14 protein-coding genes are annotated in these 17,653 nt (G+C 68.2%); 8 read left to right on the top strand and 6 right to left on the bottom strand.

Annotated features, from left to right (window positions below):
* The first annotated feature begins 102 nt into the window (after positions 1–102).
* Both G3I78_RS34885 and G3I78_RS34880 read left to right on the top strand, forming a co-directional pair.
* Positions 103–1,587, top strand: a complete 1,485-nt coding sequence (locus G3I78_RS34885; RefSeq protein WP_164432163.1) for an amidase — start codon at positions 103–105, stop codon at positions 1,585–1,587.
* A 112-nt stretch (positions 1,588–1,699) separates the two neighbouring features.
* Positions 1,700–2,944, top strand: a complete 1,245-nt coding sequence (locus G3I78_RS34880; protein WP_164432161.1) for an NADH:flavin oxidoreductase/NADH oxidase family protein — start codon at positions 1,700–1,702, stop codon at positions 2,942–2,944.
* Positions 2,945–3,185: 241 nt separating this feature from the next.
* On the opposite strand, the gene G3I78_RS34875 is transcribed toward G3I78_RS34880, so the two are convergent.
* The 5 genes from G3I78_RS34875 to G3I78_RS34855 form a co-directional block, all read right to left on the bottom strand.
* The gene (locus G3I78_RS34875; RefSeq protein ID WP_164432159.1) at positions 3,186–3,488 is read right to left on the bottom strand and encodes a helix-turn-helix domain-containing protein; all 303 of its coding nucleotides are present in this window, start codon (positions 3,486–3,488) and stop codon (positions 3,186–3,188) included.
* Between the two features lie 122 nt (positions 3,489–3,610).
* Positions 3,611–4,456 carry an SDR family NAD(P)-dependent oxidoreductase gene (locus tag G3I78_RS34870; RefSeq protein WP_164432157.1) on the bottom strand — a complete coding sequence of 282 codons (846 nt, stop codon included), beginning with the start codon at positions 4,454–4,456 and terminating at the stop codon, positions 3,611–3,613.
* Positions 4,457–4,857: 401 nt separating this feature from the next.
* Positions 4,858–5,925, bottom strand: a complete 1,068-nt coding sequence (locus G3I78_RS34865; protein ID WP_164432155.1) for an alkene reductase — start codon at positions 5,923–5,925, stop codon at positions 4,858–4,860.
* 388 nt (positions 5,926–6,313) lie between these two features.
* The gene (locus G3I78_RS34860; RefSeq protein ID WP_164432153.1) at positions 6,314–8,203 is read right to left on the bottom strand and encodes a propionyl-CoA synthetase; all 1,890 of its coding nucleotides are present in this window, start codon (positions 8,201–8,203) and stop codon (positions 6,314–6,316) included.
* Positions 8,204–8,382: 179 nt separating this feature from the next.
* Positions 8,383–9,294 (bottom strand): alpha/beta hydrolase, encoded by a 912-nt coding sequence (locus tag G3I78_RS34855; RefSeq protein WP_164432151.1) that lies wholly within the window; start codon positions 9,292–9,294, stop codon positions 8,383–8,385.
* Positions 9,295–9,416: 122 nt separating this feature from the next.
* Between G3I78_RS34855 and G3I78_RS34850 the strand changes: the two genes are divergently transcribed.
* Positions 9,417–9,926, top strand: a complete 510-nt coding sequence (locus G3I78_RS34850; protein WP_239158237.1) for a helix-turn-helix domain-containing protein — start codon at positions 9,417–9,419, stop codon at positions 9,924–9,926.
* Positions 9,927–10,078: 152 nt separating this feature from the next.
* Here the strand turns inward: G3I78_RS34850 and G3I78_RS34845 are convergent, their stop codons facing one another.
* Positions 10,079–11,041 (bottom strand): LysR family transcriptional regulator, encoded by a 963-nt coding sequence (locus tag G3I78_RS34845; protein ID WP_164432149.1) that lies wholly within the window; start codon positions 11,039–11,041, stop codon positions 10,079–10,081.
* Positions 11,042–11,177: 136 nt separating this feature from the next.
* Between G3I78_RS34845 and G3I78_RS34840 the strand changes: the two genes are divergently transcribed.
* The 5 genes from G3I78_RS34840 (at position 11,178) to G3I78_RS34820 (ending at position 17,527) form a co-directional block, all read left to right on the top strand.
* Positions 11,178–12,338 (top strand): iron-containing alcohol dehydrogenase, encoded by a 1,161-nt coding sequence (locus tag G3I78_RS34840; protein ID WP_164432147.1) that lies wholly within the window; start codon positions 11,178–11,180, stop codon positions 12,336–12,338.
* A 22-nt stretch (positions 12,339–12,360) separates the two neighbouring features.
* Positions 12,361–13,878 (top strand): CoA-acylating methylmalonate-semialdehyde dehydrogenase, encoded by a 1,518-nt coding sequence (locus G3I78_RS34835; protein ID WP_164432145.1) that lies wholly within the window; start codon positions 12,361–12,363, stop codon positions 13,876–13,878.
* Entirely contained in the window at positions 13,871–14,860 is a 990-nt protein-coding gene (locus G3I78_RS34830) for an enoyl-CoA hydratase/isomerase family protein (protein ID WP_164432143.1), read from the top strand. Before G3I78_RS34835 ends, G3I78_RS34830 begins: the two co-directional genes overlap by 8 nt.
* A gap of 306 nt (positions 14,861–15,166) precedes the next feature.
* Positions 15,167–16,180 (top strand): NADP-dependent oxidoreductase, encoded by a 1,014-nt coding sequence (locus G3I78_RS34825; protein ID WP_164432141.1) that lies wholly within the window; start codon positions 15,167–15,169, stop codon positions 16,178–16,180.
* A 474-nt stretch (positions 16,181–16,654) separates the two neighbouring features.
* Positions 16,655–17,527, top strand: a complete 873-nt coding sequence (locus G3I78_RS34820; protein ID WP_164432139.1) for an alpha/beta hydrolase — start codon at positions 16,655–16,657, stop codon at positions 17,525–17,527.
* Positions 17,528–17,653 lie beyond the last annotated feature (126 nt).

Here is a 17,653-nt window from a genome sequence, read left to right as displayed (position 1 = left end):
CCGCGGGGCCATTGCCACGCAAGCCCATACTAATCTATTGTCTGACGTGTGTAATATTACGATCGGCAGGTAATTTTGGGGGCCATAGTGTCGCCGTCAGAGATGAGGCATGCCGTGGGCGACGTCGCCTTCAGATCCGTTGTGGATCAGTCACACGCGATGGCCTCGGGCGAGGTCTCGAGTCAAGAACTCGTCGAGCTCTACCTTGAGCGAATCTCCACCCACAACCCCGCGCTGAACGCGGTGGTCACGCTCGACCCCGAGCGCGCCCGACGTGAGGCCGCAGAAGCAGACGCCGCGCGGGCGGCCGGCCAGCGCCTCGGCCCGCTGCACGGCGTACCCGTCACGGTCAAGGACAGCTTCGAGACGGCAGGGATGCGCACCGTCTGCGGTCGCACGGATCTGAAGGACCACATACCCGACCAGGACGCCGAGGCGGTCAGACGGCTGCGCTCGGCGGGCGCCGTCATCATGGGCAAGAGCAACATGCCGCCGGGCAACCAGGACGTCCAGGCCGACAACCCGGTGTTCGGCCCCTCATCGAATCCGTGGGACAGAACCCGTACCTCGGGCGGGTCCGCCGGAGGCGGCGCCGTCGCGACCGCTGCCGGTCTCACGTCGTTCGACTTCGGTTCGGAGATCGGCGGATCGACCAGGATCCCGTCCCACTTCACCGGCCTGTACGGGCACAAGTCGACGTGGCGGTCGATCCCGCTCATCGGACATGTCCCCTACGGCCCGGGCCCGGGCCGGTGGACAGAGGCCGATATGGCCTGCGGCGGCGCACAGGTCCGCGACCCACGCGACCTGGTTCCGATCCTGCACTCGGTCGTCGGGCCGGCGGACTACGACGCCGGCTTCACCTACACGCTCGCACCTCCGCGCGCGACCGAGCTCGCCGATTTCCGGGTCGCCGTATGGAGCGAGGACCCGTCGTGTCCCATCGACGACGACGTGGCGGAAGCCGTGTCGGAGGTGGTCACGGTACTCAGGGCAGCGGGGGCCAAGGTGGTGATCCAGCCGGCGAGCCTTCCCGTCGACATCGCGACCAACCATCACAAGGCCTTTCTCCCCCTGGTCTACGGCGCATTCACCTACGACCGGACCGGTCTCACCCCCGCCTCCAACGCCGCGCTGCTGGCCCGGCTCGTCCAGCACCCACGCGGCGACGCCGGACCCGCTCTGCGGGGCACCTTCCAGACCCATTACCAGTGGCTGCAGGCCCACACGGCGCGTAACGAAATCCGCCAGCGATGGTGCGAGTTCTTCCAGGACTTCGACGTCGTCCTCATGCCGGTCACCCCCACTGCCGCCCCGGCCCACCACAACAAGCTCATCGACCGGTTCGGGCGGTCATTCGCCGTGGACGGTGTGCGACGCAGTTACTGGGACCAGGTCAAGTGGAACGCCATCGCCAACATCTCCGGCGGCCCGGCGACAACCATCCCGGTGCGCAAGGGCAGGAGCGGACTCCCCATCGGGCTGCAGGCCCTGGGACCGAGCGCAGGCGATCTCACCACCATCGAGTTCGCCGCCCTGCTCGGCCGCGAAGTGGAGGGCTTTGTACCGCCCCCGGCGTTCGCCTGACGGCGCTCGGCCCATTCGGCCGCCAAACGATCCGGCCGATGCCGCTCTGCTCGAAAACGCCCGCACGCGCCTGTGCCGTCGAACCCGTCCCGACTGAAGGAAATCTCCCCCCGTGACGTCTCTTCACAACCACCTGACCCTGCCCAACGGCCAGGTTCTGCCGAATCGGATCATGAAGTCCGCGTTGAGCGAAGGACTCGCCGACCAGCACAACGCCCCGGACCGTCGCCTCGAACAGCTCTACCGGACCTGGAGCAAGGGCGGCTACGGCCTGATCATCACCGGCAACGTCATGGTCGACCGCAACCAGCTCGGCGAGCCGGGCAACGTCGTCATCGAGGACGACCGCGACCTCCCCGCGCTCACCCGATGGGCCGCGACGACCAAGGACGCCGGCATTCCGACCTGGGTGCAACTCAACCACCCTGGCCGCCAGGCCAACCTGCTCGCACTCGGGCACACCCCGGTCGCACCCAGCCCGATCCCGCTCTCACTTCCCGGCGCCACCAAGCCCCGTGAGCTGACGTCCGCGCAGATCGAGGACATCATCGAGCGGTTCGCGACCGCGGCCGAGGTGTGTGAAGCGGCGGGCTTCGCCGGAGTGCAGGTCCACGGGGCTCACGGCTACCTGGTCAACCAGTTCCTGTCCCCGCTGTCGAACCAGCGTGACGACGACTGGGGCGGTGATGCGGAGCGGCGGATGCGCTTCGTCCTCGAGGTCGTGCGCCGCATACGGTCACGGGTGTCGCCGATCTTCGCTGTCGCGGTCAAGCTCAATTCGGCTGACTTCCAGCGAGGAGGCTTCACGGAGACGGAGTCCCGCCAAGTGGTCGCGGCCTTGGCGCAGGAAGGGCTTGACCTGATCGAGGTCAGTGGCGGCAACTACGAGTCGCCCGCGATGACAGGCGCCTCAGCGGTGTCGACGCGTGCCCGCGAGGCCTACTTCCTGGATTACGCCCGCACAGTGCGCGCCCTAGTGGGTGACATCCCGCTGGCGGTCACGGGCGGCTTCCGCTCCCGTGACGCGATGGCGGAGGCCGTCACCGAGAAGGAGTGCGACGTCGTCGGTATCGGGCGGCCCACTGCCACGACGCCCGATGCCGCGGACGTGATCCTCACGGGGCGCGCCGAAGCGGTCGTCGCACACCAGCTGCGCTACGGGATGCGTCGCGTACTGGGCAAGGTCGCCGACCTCAAGGCACTCGACGGCGTACTCGACCTCAGCTGGCACGCCGATCAGCTGCACCGACTGGGTGCCGGCCTCGAACCCGACCTGCGCCGCGGACGTCTGGCCACCACTATCTCGATGGTGCGGCGCAACGGCAGGACGTCCTTCCGCCGCAAACGCGGGGCCTGAAGGTCACCGGGGGTTCACGCGGCGATCTCAGGATCGCCGCGAGCGGTATCAGCTGTCTCGCCGGTGCTTGGTCAGACCGGCCATTGGGGATGAGCCGCCGGGCTGCCTCGGCGAAGACCGCGAAGAGGTGATCGACGGCTTCGGCATCGCCGTCTACCGCGAGGCGACCGGCCCCGTTCGTCGGCGCCGACCTCGCAGTCAAGAGTCAGGCAGGCCAGCCGACCGGGGGCGATCGCCACGGTCATGCACAACGGATGTCCGTTTCCGAAGTCAAGGGACCGACACCCTCGCTCATCAGCCCCAGGCCCCACAGCCCGAGCCCGATGACCAGGCTTCTCAGCCCTGCGCCGAAGTCGGTCAGGGAGTACTCCGGCGTCGGCTCGCTCCTGGAGACCGCACCGATCGTATGCAGTGAGCGAAGCCGGTCGGCGAGGCGATTCGGTCCCATCGACGCCATGCTGCCGAGGATCTTGGTGAACCGCTTCGGCCCCAGCAACAGCTCGCGCAGGATGAGTACGGTCCAGCGCTCGCCAAGGACGTCCATCGCCCTTGCGAGTGGACAGGCCTGACCGTACCTGCGTACCGCTCCTCCACCTTACTGACGACGCCGACAGGCCAACACGCGGGCCAGGACGTTCCCTCCGGCCCGGCCCCGTGAACCCTTTGCTACAGGACGGCACGTCCTTCGAGCTCGCCGAGTAGCGCGCGGACCTTGAGGTCACGTGCCAGACGCGCGTCGAGCACCGGGTTGATCACTCCTCGCAGCACGGACAGCGGTGTCCAGCGAGTCGGGCGGATCACCCGAGGCGAACGCTGCTCGATGGCACGCGCGATGGCCTGGGCGGCTTCGTCCGGCTTGAGGCGCTTGAGCAGTGGTCGCGGCGCTGTGCTGGACAGGAGCTTGGCGATCGTGGGGTCCTCGTCGACCCCGTTTCTGATCATGTCCGTCTGAATCAGTGCGAAGTAGGCAGTGGTGGCGGAGGCACCGTGCTGGGCGAGTTCCACTCGGAGCCCGCGTCCGAGCTGCTCGACCGCGGCCTTGCTCATCGCGTAGGGAATCGCCCCCATGCCGTTGGCGAAGGCGAACACCGAACTGATCAGCACCACCTGACCCTGGTTCTCCACGATCTGCTTCATCGCCGCGTTCACGGTGTTGATGACACCGTTGACGTTCACCGCCAGCACCTTTTCGATCGCGGGTGCGGGCATGGTGCGAAAGGTGGAGCCACGCCCCATGATGCCGGCGTTCGCGATGACGACGTCGACCCGCCCGAACCGCTCACAGATGTGGGCTACGGCATCGTCGAGTGCGTCGCGGTCGCAGACGTCCGCAGTGAAACCGACGACGCCGGACGGTGAGATGCGTTCTGCGAGCTCCGGCGTGTGCGGATGCAGATCCACGATGCCGACGCGCGCGCCGCGGGAAAGAAGAGCCCGGGTCGTCGCGCTCCCGAGCCCGCCGGTGCCACCGGTGATGAGTACGACCTTGCCGGCGAGTTCGTATGCAGTCATGCCGATGCCTCGTCTTCCGCCATGGGGATGGATGGTTCGTCCGCGTCCACATTCGGTGCGGCAATTCCCCGTTCGGGGGCCGAGTGGCGGGACTTCGCGTTTCACCGCCGGCGTGCCGCTGCCGATGTGAGCTTTCGAGCGGGCCACGGGCCTGCGGGTAGCCGCCGTGGTTCCGCCGGGGTCCAGATTCGCGGTGATCCGTGCTCGTTACTCCCGTGACTGTCGGTACGCGGACCCGGCGCAGTCGACGAGGCGGGCAGGAAGGATGCCTGTCCTGGATGCCTGCCTTCTGATGTCCAGGTCGAGGACAGCGGCGGCCCCGTGACTTCTCGGGGCCACCTGCGCCGAAGGCACGTCGAGGTGCCCGAGGGAGGTGATTCCTCGGGCACCTGACGCTCTCCTCAGGCGGTGTGGGTGGGGTAGTCGGTGTAGCCCGCGGCGCCGCCGCCGTAGAAGGTGGCGGGGTCGGGGGTGTTCAACGGGGCGTCGGCGCGTACGCGCTCGACCAGGTCGGGGTTGGCGAGTGCCATCGAGCCCACGGTGATGACGTCGGCCAGGCCGTCCTCGATGTCCTTGGCACGGGTGGCTATGTCCGTGCCGGCCCGGTTGAGGAGCAGCGTGGTCGGCCACAGCTTCCGGAGGGTGTACAGGAGTTCGTCGTCGCCGTCGTGGCCGATGTGCAGGTAGGCGAGGTTGAGGGGCGCGAGGGCGCGCAGCAGGTGCGGGTAGAGCTCGTGCGGGTCGTCCTCCACGAGGTCGTTGAGCTTGAACGGGTTGCCGGGAGAGATCCGGAGGCCGGTGCGGCCGGGGCCGATCTCGTCGGCCACGGCGGTGGCGACCTCCACCGCGAAGCGGATGCGGTTGTCGAGGGAGCCGCCGTACTGGTCGGTGCGCTGGTTGGCGCTGGGGAAGAGGAACTGGTTGACCAGGTAGCCGTTGGCCCCGTGGATCTCGACGCCGTCGGCGCCGGCCGCGATGGCGGCCGCGGCGGCACTGCGGAAGTCGTCGACCGTCTCGGCGACCTCCTCGGTGGAAAGCTCGCGCGGCACGGGCATCTCCTGGGGCCCGGAGGGCGTGAACGTGAGGCCCTGCGGCTTGATGGCCGAGGGAGCCACCGGCTGCCGGTGGTGGGGGGTGTTGTCCGGGTGGGAGATGCGTCCGGCGTGCATGAGCTGGATGACGATGCGTCCGTCGGCCTTGTGTACGGCGTCGGTGACCTTGCGCCAGCCGTCGATGTGCTCAACCGTGTAGATGCCCGGGGTCACGGGGTAGCCCTGGCCGTCGTCGGAGGGCTGGGTGCCTTCGGTGATGATGAGGGCGTGCGAGGCGCGCTGGGCGTAGTACTCGGCGTTCAGCTCGGTCGGCACGCCGTCCGGGGTGGACCGGCTCCGGGTCAGGGGGGCCATGGCCAGGCGGTGCGGCAGGGGGATCTCGCCGGCGACGGTCGGGTTCCACAGGGCGTTGAGCATGGGTGTTTCCTCAGGATCTGGGTGGCTGACAGCCATGGATGGGTCGGGCATCGTGTGGGCGTGGGCGGCCGGGACGGCAACTCATTAGAATTGTGATCGTAATCTAATTTCCTTGAGCGGTGAAGGCAAGCACGATCCGTGTTGGGCAGGGAGACCGTGATGCGCCGGATCTGTTGGTCGACGGCACAGGACGTTCGCGGTGAAGCGGCATGTCGGGTCCCGTCAGTGGATCATGGTGGTGATCAACGGACGGAGCCGACTCCGCCTGCTTGTCGCGGCGGCGACGTCCCTGAACCGAACCTGCCGTCCAGGGTCTGGCCGGCCCCGGGGCCCGGTGGTGCACCGGCACCGCTGCACCACCGGCGACCAGGCGGCCGTCAGCCGACGGTCATGGGGTGAGATCTTCGCGTCGAAGCACAGGGCGAAGAGCCTCGATGACGCTCGCGTCGTCCACGGTGGAGGGGATGGGTTCGTCGTGGCCGTCGGCGATGCCGCGCATCGTCTTGCGCAGGATCTTTCCCGAGCGGGTCTTGGGCAGGGCGGCAACGACCGCGACGCTCTTGAGTGAGGCGACGGCTCCGATGCGGTCGCGTACGAGTTGGACGAGTTCGGCCTCGACCTCGGTCGCCTCGCGGCTGATGCCGGCCTTGAGGACGACGAAACCGCGCGGTACTTGCCCTTTCAGGGCGTCGGAGACCCCGATGACGGCGCATTCCGCGACATCGGGATGAGCCGCCAGAGCTTCCTCCATGCTGCCGGTGGACAGCCGGTGCCCGGCGACGTTGATGACGTCGTCGGTGCGTCCCATGACGAAGACGTAGCCGTCGTCGTCGACGTGTCCGCTGTCGCCGGTGAGGTAGTAGCCGTCGAAGGCGGAGAGGTAGGAGGCGATGTAGCGGTCGTCGTCGTTCCAGAGGGTGGGCAGCGCGCCGGGCGGCAGGGGCAGCTTCACGACGATGGCGCCGTCGACGCCTGCGGACACCGGATCGCCTGACCGGTCGAGGACGCGCACGTCCCAGCCTGGGAGCGGGCGGGTCGGGGAGCCGGGTTTGACGGGTGCGGCTTCGATGCCCATGGGGTTGGCGACGATGGGCCAGCCGGTCTCGGTCTGCCACCAGTGGTCGATCACCGGGATGTCCAGAAGGGTGCTCGCCCAGTGGTACGTCTCGGGGTCGAGGCGCTCGCCGGCGAGGAAGAGGTAGCGCAGGCCGGTCAGGTCGTAGTCGGCGGTGAGCGCTCCCTTCGGGTCCTCCTTGCGGATGGCCCGGAAGGCGGTGGGCGCGGTGAACATGGTCTTGGCCCGGTGCTCGGCGGCCACCCGCCAGAACTGGCCCGCGTCCGGGGTGCCGACCGGCTTGCCTTCGTACAGGACCGTCGTGGCGCCGGCCAGGAGCGGGCCGTAGACGATGTACGAGTGGCCGACGACCCAGCCGACGTCGGAGCCGGTGAACATCGTCTCGCCCGGGCCCACGTCGTAGACGGCACCCATCGACCAGTGCAGGGCTACCGCGTAGCCGCCGCAGTCACGCACGACTCCCTTGGGTTTTCCGGTCGTTCCGGACGTGTAGAGGACGTACAAGGGGTCGTTCGCGGGAACGGGAACGCAGTCGGCCGACGGTGCGGTGGCGACCAGATCGGCCCAGTCGACATCGTCGGGCCCCAACTCAGCCCGCTCCTGTGGGCGTTGCAGGATCACGTTCTTCTCAGGCTTGTGGACCGCGAGTTCGATGGCCCGGTCGAGCAGCGGCTTGTACGCGATGACCCGCTTGCCCTCGATGCCGCAGGAGGCGGAGACCACCACCTTGGGAGCGGCGTCGTCGATTCGGACCGCGAGTTCGTGCGGGGCGAACCCGCCGAAGACCACTGAGTGGACCGCGCCGATCCGCGCACAGGCCAGCATCGCGATGGCGGCCTCGGGGACCATCGGCATGTAGATCACCACCCGGTCGCCCTGTTCCACGCCCAGTTGCGTCAGCCCTCCGGCGAAGGCAGCGACCTCGTCCCTCAGCTGGGCGTAGGTGTAGGTGCGCCGGGTGCCGGTCACCGGGGAGTCGTAGATGAGCGCGGGTTGATCGCCGCGCCCCGCTTCGACGTGCCGGTCGAGCGCGTTGAAGCAGACGTTCAGCCGCCCGTCGGGAAACCAGCGGTAGAAGGGTGCGCCGGAGGCGTCCAGGGCGCGTTGCGGAGCGACATCCCAGTCGATGCCTTCCGCCGCCGTCAGCCAGAAGCTCTCCGGGTCTTCCGTACTGGCGCGGAAGACGTCCTCGTACATTCCCATTGCGCACTCCTTTGTGGCATCCAGGGACCGGGGGAGGGGGCGGCGTGCAGCATGCTGTCCAAACGCATACTCAGGTTGGCCGGAATGGCCGAGCAGGATGCCGGAGACCGGATTCCCGGTCACCGGCATCGCGGAGGTGTCAGCGAGCCCTGTCGGCAGGCCCCGCCCTCAGGTCCTGGTCAGGCGCCGAGGTGCGTGCGGAGCCACTGCCCCATCCGCCCGATCGCCTCGTTCACCTCGGGCACGCGGCCTGCGCCCAGGACGAACGAGTGCTGGCCCTCGGGAACCCCGTGGGTCTCGGAGGTGACCTTGAAGTCGGCGAGCCGGCGCCCGAGTTCGGCACCGTCGTCGGCAAGGGTCTCGTACTCGCCGTAGTAGACGAGCGTGGGAGGCAGGCCGGTCAGGTCGGCGTTGGCGATGCTGACCCGGGGGTCGGCGGGGTCGATGGCGGGGTCCTGCACCCAGGCTCCGCGGAAGAGTTCGAGGGTGGTGCGGCTGAGCATCTTGTCGTTCGTCTCGTTTTCGTCCACTGCGGGGTTCTGGAGGGTGAGGTCGGTCCAGGGCGAGACGCTGACGATCGCACCGGGGGTGGGCTCGCCCTTGGCCAGCAGACGCAGCGGGAGCAGGATCGCGAGCGTGCCGCCGATGGAGTGGCCGGTGCTGCCGATGTTGTGGGGCTCGTAGCCCTGGGAGAGCAGCCACCGGTAGGCCGTCTCGACGTCGTCGAGCTGCGCCGGGTAGGGGTGCTCCGGCGCCAGGCGGAAGTCCACCACGAGTGAGCGGACGCCGGCGGCCTTCGCGATGTGGCCGGCGGCCTTGCGGTCGGAGTGCATCGAGGCGGTGACCGATCCGCCGAAGTGGAAGTGGAGCAGCGCCTTGTCGGGGGCGGCGCCCTCGGGGATGGCCCAGAGGGCGGGTACGCCGTCCGCGTCGACCTCGGCGTAGGTGACGCCTTCCGGCTCGGTCGACGCCTTGTGGTTCGAGTCGACGATGTCTCGGATGACGGCGAGGTCGAGGCCCGGTGTCGACGACTTCGCACTCACGCTGGCGAGGAACTCCGCGAACTCGTGTGCTTCTTTGCTGACGCCCATGGTGGCGCTCCTTCTCAGATGGGTGCCGTGACGGGTGTTCGTGCGGCAGCCGGATCGATGTGCCGGTGACGCTACCCCCTGAGTATCGGAAAGTAAACTCAACTTCGGTTAGTATCGCTCCTATGGATGTGTGGAATGAAGCTCGTGCGGATGCCAACTTGGCCCCTGGTCTCGAGCGGGATATGTCGAACTGCACGATCGCGCGGACTCTGGAGATTGTTGGGGAGAAGTGGACGATCCTGATCCTTCGGGAGATCTGGTACGGTTCGTCCCGGTTCAGTGACTTCGAACGCATCCTCGGATGCCCTCGCAACCTGCTCGCGGCGCGGCTGCGGATGCTGGTCGAGGAAGGGATCCTGGCCACTGAGATGTACAAGGAGCCCGGCTCGCGGAGTCGGCCGATGTACGTGATCACTCCCAAGGGCATGGATCTGGTGCCGGCCGTGATGGGGCTCATGCAGTGGGGCGATCAATACTGCTCTGCCCCGGACGGGCCACCGGTGCTGATGCGTCATCACGCGTGCGGCGCGCGCGTCGACGTCCAGCTGCGCTGCGAGGAAGGTCACGCTGTGCCTGTGGAGGAGCTGGACCGCCTCCCTGGCCCTGGATTTCGTACGAAGCCAGTCGAGTGAGACGGGTGAGCGGTACACGGCCGCGTTCCTGACGGTGGTGTACCGCGGTGCGCTCCAGGACGTGCGTCTCGCAGATGCCGCCGCGAGAACCATCCGACTACGTGTGCCTCAGCTGACGGTGTGCGCTCACGCCACCGGGCATTCCATGGCCTTCAACCCGGGATCAGCTCGGCGCTCCGCTCAGCGACCTCCTGCCGCAGGGCGGTCCACACGGCGCGTACGGCTGGGTGCGTCACCGCCTCACGGCGGACGGCCAAGGTGATGGGAAGCCGGATGTCGATCTCGTCGGCGAGCAGTCGGCGCAGCTGTGTCCGCTGAGCCAGGAAAGCCGGCAGAACACCGATGCCGGCCCCCTGACAGGTTGCTTCGAGTTGGGCGAAGACGTTTGTGGAGGAGAACGCCGGGGCCGCTCCGGGCAGGTGGCGTTCGATGTCGAGATCGCCGACCTGCAGCATCGACTCGATGTAGAAGACGAGGGCGTGATCCCGAAGCTCGGCCACCGTCCGCGGCCGGCCGTGCCGGGCGAGGTAGTCGTCACAGGCATAGAGCCCCAGCGTGTATTCGGTGAGGTGTTCGGTCACCAGGCGGCTGCTGGAGGGAACGCCGATGACGAGAGCGAGATCGAATCCGGTCGGGCGCAGGGCGAGCTGCCGTGTCGCGGTGATGAGTTCGACCTGGAGCTGGGGGTGCCGGCGGCGCACCTGCACCAGGGCCGGCGTGACGAAGGCGGTGCCGAAGCCGTCGGGCGCGGTGACGCGTACCGTGCCGTGCAGGGACGGTGAGTCCTGTCCGGCCACGGTGTCGGCGACGCGGTTGAGGGCTTCTTCGATCGCGCGGGCGTTCTCCGAGACGGCTCTTCCGGTGTCCGTCAGAGTCCATCCGTCCCTGCCGCGCTCTATGAGGCGCTGGCCGACACTCTTCTCCAACGCGGTGATACGGCGTGACACGGTGGTGTGATCCACGCCCAGTGCGTCGGCGGCTGCCACGAGGCGCCCGGTCCGGGCCACCGCGAGCAGGTAACGCAGGTCGTCCGCACGGAGTTTGCGCGGATCGACGGCGCGATGAGGGCCGGCCGGCTGCGGGCCGGGACTCTCGTCCGGGGACCGAGGACGCATCATGTCACGATATGCGTATCTGCGTTTCTGCACAGTGGGTGTGCGTCATTGGTGATTGATTGCACATGGCAAAGGGCCGCACAGTCGAGGGCGGTGGGCGCGACATGCCCCGCTACTCCTGCTGAAAGAGCCTTCCATGGTTGCCAGCCTTTCCCTCCCGCGGATCCTGCGCGTCGGCCGTGGCGCTGTCGGTGAGCTGGGTGATGTCATCACCGGGCTGGGCCTGCGCCGCCCCCTCCTGGTGACGGATGCCTATCTCGCTGGAACCGGTGCCGCGGAACGACTGATGACGGCGCTGACGGACGCCGGCCTGAGACCACGCCTGTTCGCCGGCACCGTCCCGGATCCGACGACCGACTCGCTCGGCGCAAGTCTGGCCGCGCTGCGGGAGCACGGGGCGGACTCGGTGATCGGGTTCGGTGGCGGCAGCCCGATGGACACCGCCAAGGCGCTCGGCCTGCTGGCCGTCCAGGGCGGGCAGATGCGGGACTACAAGGCCCCGCGTATCAACCTCGGTCCGGCGCTTCCGGTGATCGCGATCCCGACGACCGCGGGCAGCGGCTCCGAGGCCACCCAGTTCACCATCATCACCGACAGCGCCACGGACGAGAAGATGCTCTGCCTGGGGCCGGCGTTCCTGCCGGTCGCCGCCGTCGTCGACTTCGAACTGACCCTGTCGATGCCGGCCCGGCTGACCGCCGACACCGGCGTCGACGCGCTCACGCACGCCGTCGAGGCCTATGTGAGTCGCAAGGCCAATCCGTTCTCCGACGGTCTCGCGCTGAACGCGATCCGGACCATCGGCCGGCACCTCCGCCGCGCCTACGCGGATGGGGGAGACGTCGAGGCCCGCGAGGCGATGATGCTTGCCGCGACCCAGGCAGGCATCGCCTTCTCCAACTCCAGCGTGGCGCTTGTGCACGGCATGAGCCGCCCGATCGGCGCCCACTTCCACGTCGCCCACGGTCTGTCGAACGCGATGCTCTTCCCCGCGGTGACCGCGTTCTCTGTGCCCGGCGCCGAGAGCCGGTACGCCGACTGTGCCCGCGCACTCGCAGTCGCTACCGACGACGACAGCGACGCCACGGCCGCCGACAGGCTCGTGGAGGAGCTGCGGATCCTGTGCCAGGACCTGGAGGTGCCCACGCCTCAGGCCCACGGCATCGACAAGGACGAGTGGTTCCGCCTGGCGCCCCTCATGGCCGAGCAGGCCCTCGCGTCCGGATCGCCCGCCAACAACCCCGTCGTACCCACCGCGGACGAGATCCACGATCTCTACGCGCAGATCTACGCCTGACACCGGCGAGCAAGGAACCCTGATGACCACGACAGCCGCCACCCCGGCGCACATCGACCACTACATCGACGGCCGCGTCGACGACCGCGGGGCCAGGACCCGCAGCGAGGTCTACAACCCCGCCACCGGCCAGGTGACCGGCCTCGTCGCACTGGCGACCCCCGAGGACGTGGACGCCGCGGTCCGGGCCGCCTCCGACGCATTCGAGACCTGGTCCGTCACCCCGCCGCACATCCGTGCCCGCATCCTCTTCCGCTTCCGCGATCTGGTCGAACGGGATGCGGACCGGCTCGCCGCGATCATCACCGCCGAACACGGCAAGGTGCTCTCCGACGCCAAAGGCGAGATCACCCGCGGGCTCGAGGTCGTCGAGTTCGCGTGCGGCATCCCGCAGCAGCTGAAGGGAGAGTTCTCGGAGAACGTCGCCCGCGCAGTGGACGCGGTGTCGTTGCGTCAGCCGCTCGGTGTGGTCGCAGGTATCTCGCCGTTCAACTTCCCTGCCATGGTGCCGATGTGGATGTTCCCCGTCGCGCTCGCCTGCGGGAACACGTTCGTGATGAAGCCGTCGGAGAAGGACCCCACGCTCAGCGTCGAACTCGCCCGGCTGCTCACCGAGGCCGGTCTGCCGAAGGGCGTGTTCAACGTGGTGCACGGCGACAAGACGGCCGTGGACGCCCTCCTTGCCCATGACGACGTCGAGGCGGTCAGCTTCGTGGGCTCCACCCCGATCGCCGAGTACGTCCACCGGACCGCCACCGCGAACGGCAAGCGCGTCCAGGCCCTGGGCGGTGCGAAGAACCACATGGTCGTCATGCCCGATGCCGACCTCGACCAGACCGTCGCCGCGCTCATGGGCGCCGCCTACGGCTCTGCCGGCGAGCGCTGCATGGCCATCTCGGTGGTCGTGCCCGTCGGCGAGGGCACCGCGAACGCCCTGCGCGAGCGGCTCGTCGCCGCCCTCGCCGAACTCAAGGTCGGGCCGGGCACCGAGGACGGGGTCGAGATGGGACCGCTCGTCACGAAAGCCCACAGAGACAAGGTGGCCGGCTATCTCGAGGTGGGCACGGACGAAGGCGCCGAGCTGGCCGTCGACGGCCGGCAGACCGCGTTCCCCGGCCACGAAGGCGGCTTCTTCCTCGGCGCGTCGCTCTTCGACCACGTCACCCCGGAGATGCGGATCTACCGGGAGGAGATCTTCGGCCCGGTGCTCGCCATGGTCCGGGCGCAGTCGTTCACCGAAGCCCTGAAGCTGGTCAACGACCATGAGTTCGGCAACGGTACGGCGATCTTCACCGCCGACGGAAACACCGCCCGCACCTTCCTGGCCGAGGTCAAGGCGGGCATGGTCGGAGTCAACGTGCCCATCCCGGTCCCCATGGCCTTCCACTCCTTCGGCGGCTGGAAGAGGTCCCTCTTTGGCGACCACCACATCCACGGTCCCGAGGGTGTGCGGTTCTACACCCGCTACAAGACAGCGACCACACGCTGGCCGAACGACAGCCAGGTCCGCGCCGAATACGCGATGCCGACCTATGGCTGACACCGCTGCGGTCGAGGTTCTCGCCGACGTCCACCGGGGCGTCGGCCGCATCCTGCTGAACCGCCCCACGGCGCTGAACGCCCTGACGACAGACATGATCGCCGCCATCGACCGCGCCCTGACCGCATGGGAGGGGACACCACTGTCGGCCGTGGTGTTCGCCAGCACCAACACGAAGGCGTTCTGCGCCGGCGGAGACATCCGCACGGTCCGCGAGCACAGCCTCGCCGGGAACGCCGAGGCCAGCGAGCGCTTCTTCGCCACCGAGTACCGGCTCAACGCCAGGATCGCCGAGTATCCCGTCCCTGTCGTGTCGCTCATCGACGGCCTGTGCATGGGCGGCGGCCTCGGCCTGTCCGTGCACGGCAGCTTTCGCGTCGTCACCGAGAACGCGGTGCTGGCGATGCCCGAGACCGGAATCGGGTTCTTTCCGGATGTCGGGTCCAGCTACTTCCTGCCCAGGCTGCCCGGCGCCATCGGCATGTACCTGGGCCTGACCGGACACCGGCTCGACGCGGCCGACGCCCTGTACACGGGGCTGGCCACACACTTCGTCCCCGGAGACAAGCTCGACCTGGTCGGGGACACCCTGTCCGACAATCCCGGCGACCCGGTGGACGTCGTCCTCAACCGCCTCGCCGATCCCTCCCCAGTGGCCGACAGCAGGCTTGCGAAGGCGCGCGGAGACGTGGACTGGGCATTCGGCGCCCCGACCCTCGGCGAGATCGAGAAGCGCCTGCACCACCTCGACACCCCGTGGGCGGCAGACACGTTGGACACCCTGCAAGCGGCCTCACCGCAGAGCCTGAAGATCACTCACGCTCTGCTGGCCCGGGGGAGGCAGTACACGCTGCGCGAGTGTCTCAACATCGAACTCGCCCTCACGCGCACGATCATCCGCACACCGGACTTCCTGGAGGGCGTCCGCGCAGCCCTGGTCGACAAGGACCGCGCTCCCGCCTGGAAGGTGTCTGCGACATGACCCGCCCGGTTGAGTTTACTTTTCTATACTCAGCCTATAGTCTCCTCTCCTGAGGACGGCAAGCCTGAGCGGTCTCGCGATGGCTGTGAGTCCTGAGGTGCAGAGGCTTGCGCAGCCAATGCTGATCTGACCGGCGGTCGCCGAGTCGTGAACGGCATTGCCACCCGCGCGCCCCCATGCGCGGCTGCCGGGTGAATTCCCGGCCGCTCCCGCGGCGGCTTGAGGCTCGACGGGAAGATCCGTACCGCCCCTCACCTCGACCGCTGAGAAAACGACCCGACAAGATCACGCAGAAGGCTGGCTGACATGAAGGCATTCGTCGTCGAGAAGTACGGCAAGGACGGCGTGTCCGCCGCCGACGTACCCGAGCCCACCGTCGGGGACCGCGACGTCCTGGTACGGGTGAGTGCCTCGAGCATCAACCCGCTGGACAAGATGGTCCGCAACGGGGAGTTCAAGCAGCTCCTGAAGTACAAGGCTCCGTTCGTGCTCGGCCACGACGTGGCCGGCGTCGTGACGCGGGTCGGCTCCGCCGTACGCAGCTTCAAGGTCGGCGACGAGGTGTACGCCCGTCCGCGCGACCTGCGGATCGGTGGCTTCGCCGAGTTCATCGCGATCGACCAGGAGGACGTCGCGCCCAAGCCGGCATCGCTCACCCTGGAGGAGGCTGCCGCAGTGCCGCTGGTGGCCTTGGCCGCCTGGCAGATCCTCGTCGAGCGTGCCCGCGTGAAGCCGGGCCAGAAGGTACTCATCCACGCCGGTGCCGGTGGCCTCGGGTCGACGGTCATTCAGCTCGCCAAGCACCTCGGTGCCACGGTGGCGACGACCACGGACACTCCGACCGAGGAACTGGTGCGCAGCCTCGGCGCCGACGTCGTCATCGACTACACCAAGGAGGACTTCTCGAAGGTCCTGTCCGGGTACGACTTCGTGCTGGACTCCCTTGGCGGGGCCAACCTCGAGAAGTCGCTGACCGTACTGAAGCCCGGCGGCCTCGCCGTCGGCGTCGTCGGCCCGCCGGATTCCGGATTCGCGAAGCAGCTCGGTGCCCCGGGGTTCATGGGTGGGGTCATGAATATGCTCAGCCGAAAGATCCGCAAGCAGGCCAAGAAGCTGGGTGTGCGCTACCAGTTCTTCTTCATGGAGGCCAACGGCTCCCAGCTGCGCAAGCTCGGCGCCCTGTACGACAGCGGGAAGCTCCGCCCGGTCATCGACCAGGTCTTCCCGTTCGACCGGACGCTGGAGGCGATGGCGCACGTCGAGCAGGGCCGCACCAAGGCCGGCAAGGTCGTGGTGTCGATGGCGCCCGACAACCGCTGACATCAGGCTGGCCCTGGACCTTTCCCCTGCAGCGGGATCGTCTTGTGCGTCGGCCTCGCGCGCCTCGACTCCGGTGGCGGTTCGCATTTCATGGGGTGACCGGCGGCCTCCCGGAATTGACCGGGTGGCCTGCTTGGGCCGGGCGCATTCCGCCTGACGTGTGGGGTGCGCGTTTGAGGTCGTACGGAAGTACTGCCTGCGCGAGCAGCGGGTGCAGGCGCACACACAACAGGACCTTTCTGACGGATCTCGGCGTCTGCGGTCCTGGCGAGCGCCGCATGGTTGCGGGTCACCACGCCGTCCGGTTCCCAGAACGACTCGCGCGGCGGTTTTCCACCGGTAGCGGCAGGTGTTGACGAAGCCGAGGGTGACCCGGCTGCCATCTCAGAGCCGCAGGCCGTCCGTTGCCACGCGTCCATTCCGCAGGCTAGCTTAACCATCTGAGATGGTTAGCTCATGTGACGAGGAGACATCATGGGACAGCCGACGGTGGGGACGGGGGTTGTGCAGGTGGATGGGGTTCGCCTGCACTATCTCCGAGCGGGGTCTGGGCCGCTGATGGTGCTGCTGCATGGGTGGCCGCAGACCTCGGACTGTTGGCGGCCGGTGCTGACGGAGCTTGCCGCAGAGTTCACGGTGGTGGCTCCTGATCTGCGTGGGTACGGGCTGAGTGACAAGCCGACCGCGGGGTACGACAAGCGGCGGATGGCTGCTGACATGGCTGGGCTTGTCGAGGCACTGGGCTTTGAGAAGGCCACGGTCGTGGGTCACGACCGCGGCGGCCGGGTGGCGCATCGCTGGGGACTGGACCGTCCGGACCAGGTGGAGCGGCTGGCGGTGCTCGACATCGTGCCGACCCGGGAGATGTTCCTCCGGATGAACGCATCGCTCGCCTCGGGGTACTGGCACTGGCTGTTCCAGATGCAGCCCGACCTGCCCGAACTCCTTGTGGGGCCGAACATCCGCGGGTATCTCGAGTACTTCTTCGAGCGGTGGACCTACAACCGTCACGGTCTGCCACCTGAAGCGGTCGACGGCTACGTTCGTGCCTTCACCCGCCCCGGCGCCCTGCGTGCCAGCCTTGACGACTACCGCGCCATGGAAGAGGACATCGCGCTCGATGAGACGGACGCCGTCGAGGGCCGGCGTCTGACCATGCCGGTGCTGGCGCTGTGGGGTTCCGCAGGAGGACCGGCCAGGCTTCCCGCCATGGAGATCTGGCGCGAGTACGCGGACGACGTCACCGGCGCCGAGATCCCCGAATGCGGCCACTTCATCGCGGAGGAGCAGCCGGCGGCACTGCTGGCTCATCTGCGCGACTTCCTGGCCGGCAAGGCGAACAGCTGACACCGCCGCTGGGGAGGACCCTCCCCAGCGCGGATCCAGGATGGCGTGGTCACCGCAAGAAGCGGCCGGAGCCGACCCGCCGGCTGCGCGACGAACAGCTCATGCCGGTGATCGAGGAGATCCACG

Source organism: Streptomyces sp. SID13726, assembly GCF_010548375.1.
Lineage (GTDB): Bacteria > Actinomycetota > Actinomycetes > Streptomycetales > Streptomycetaceae > Streptomyces.
This window is presented reverse-complemented; position numbering and strand designations above follow the sequence as displayed.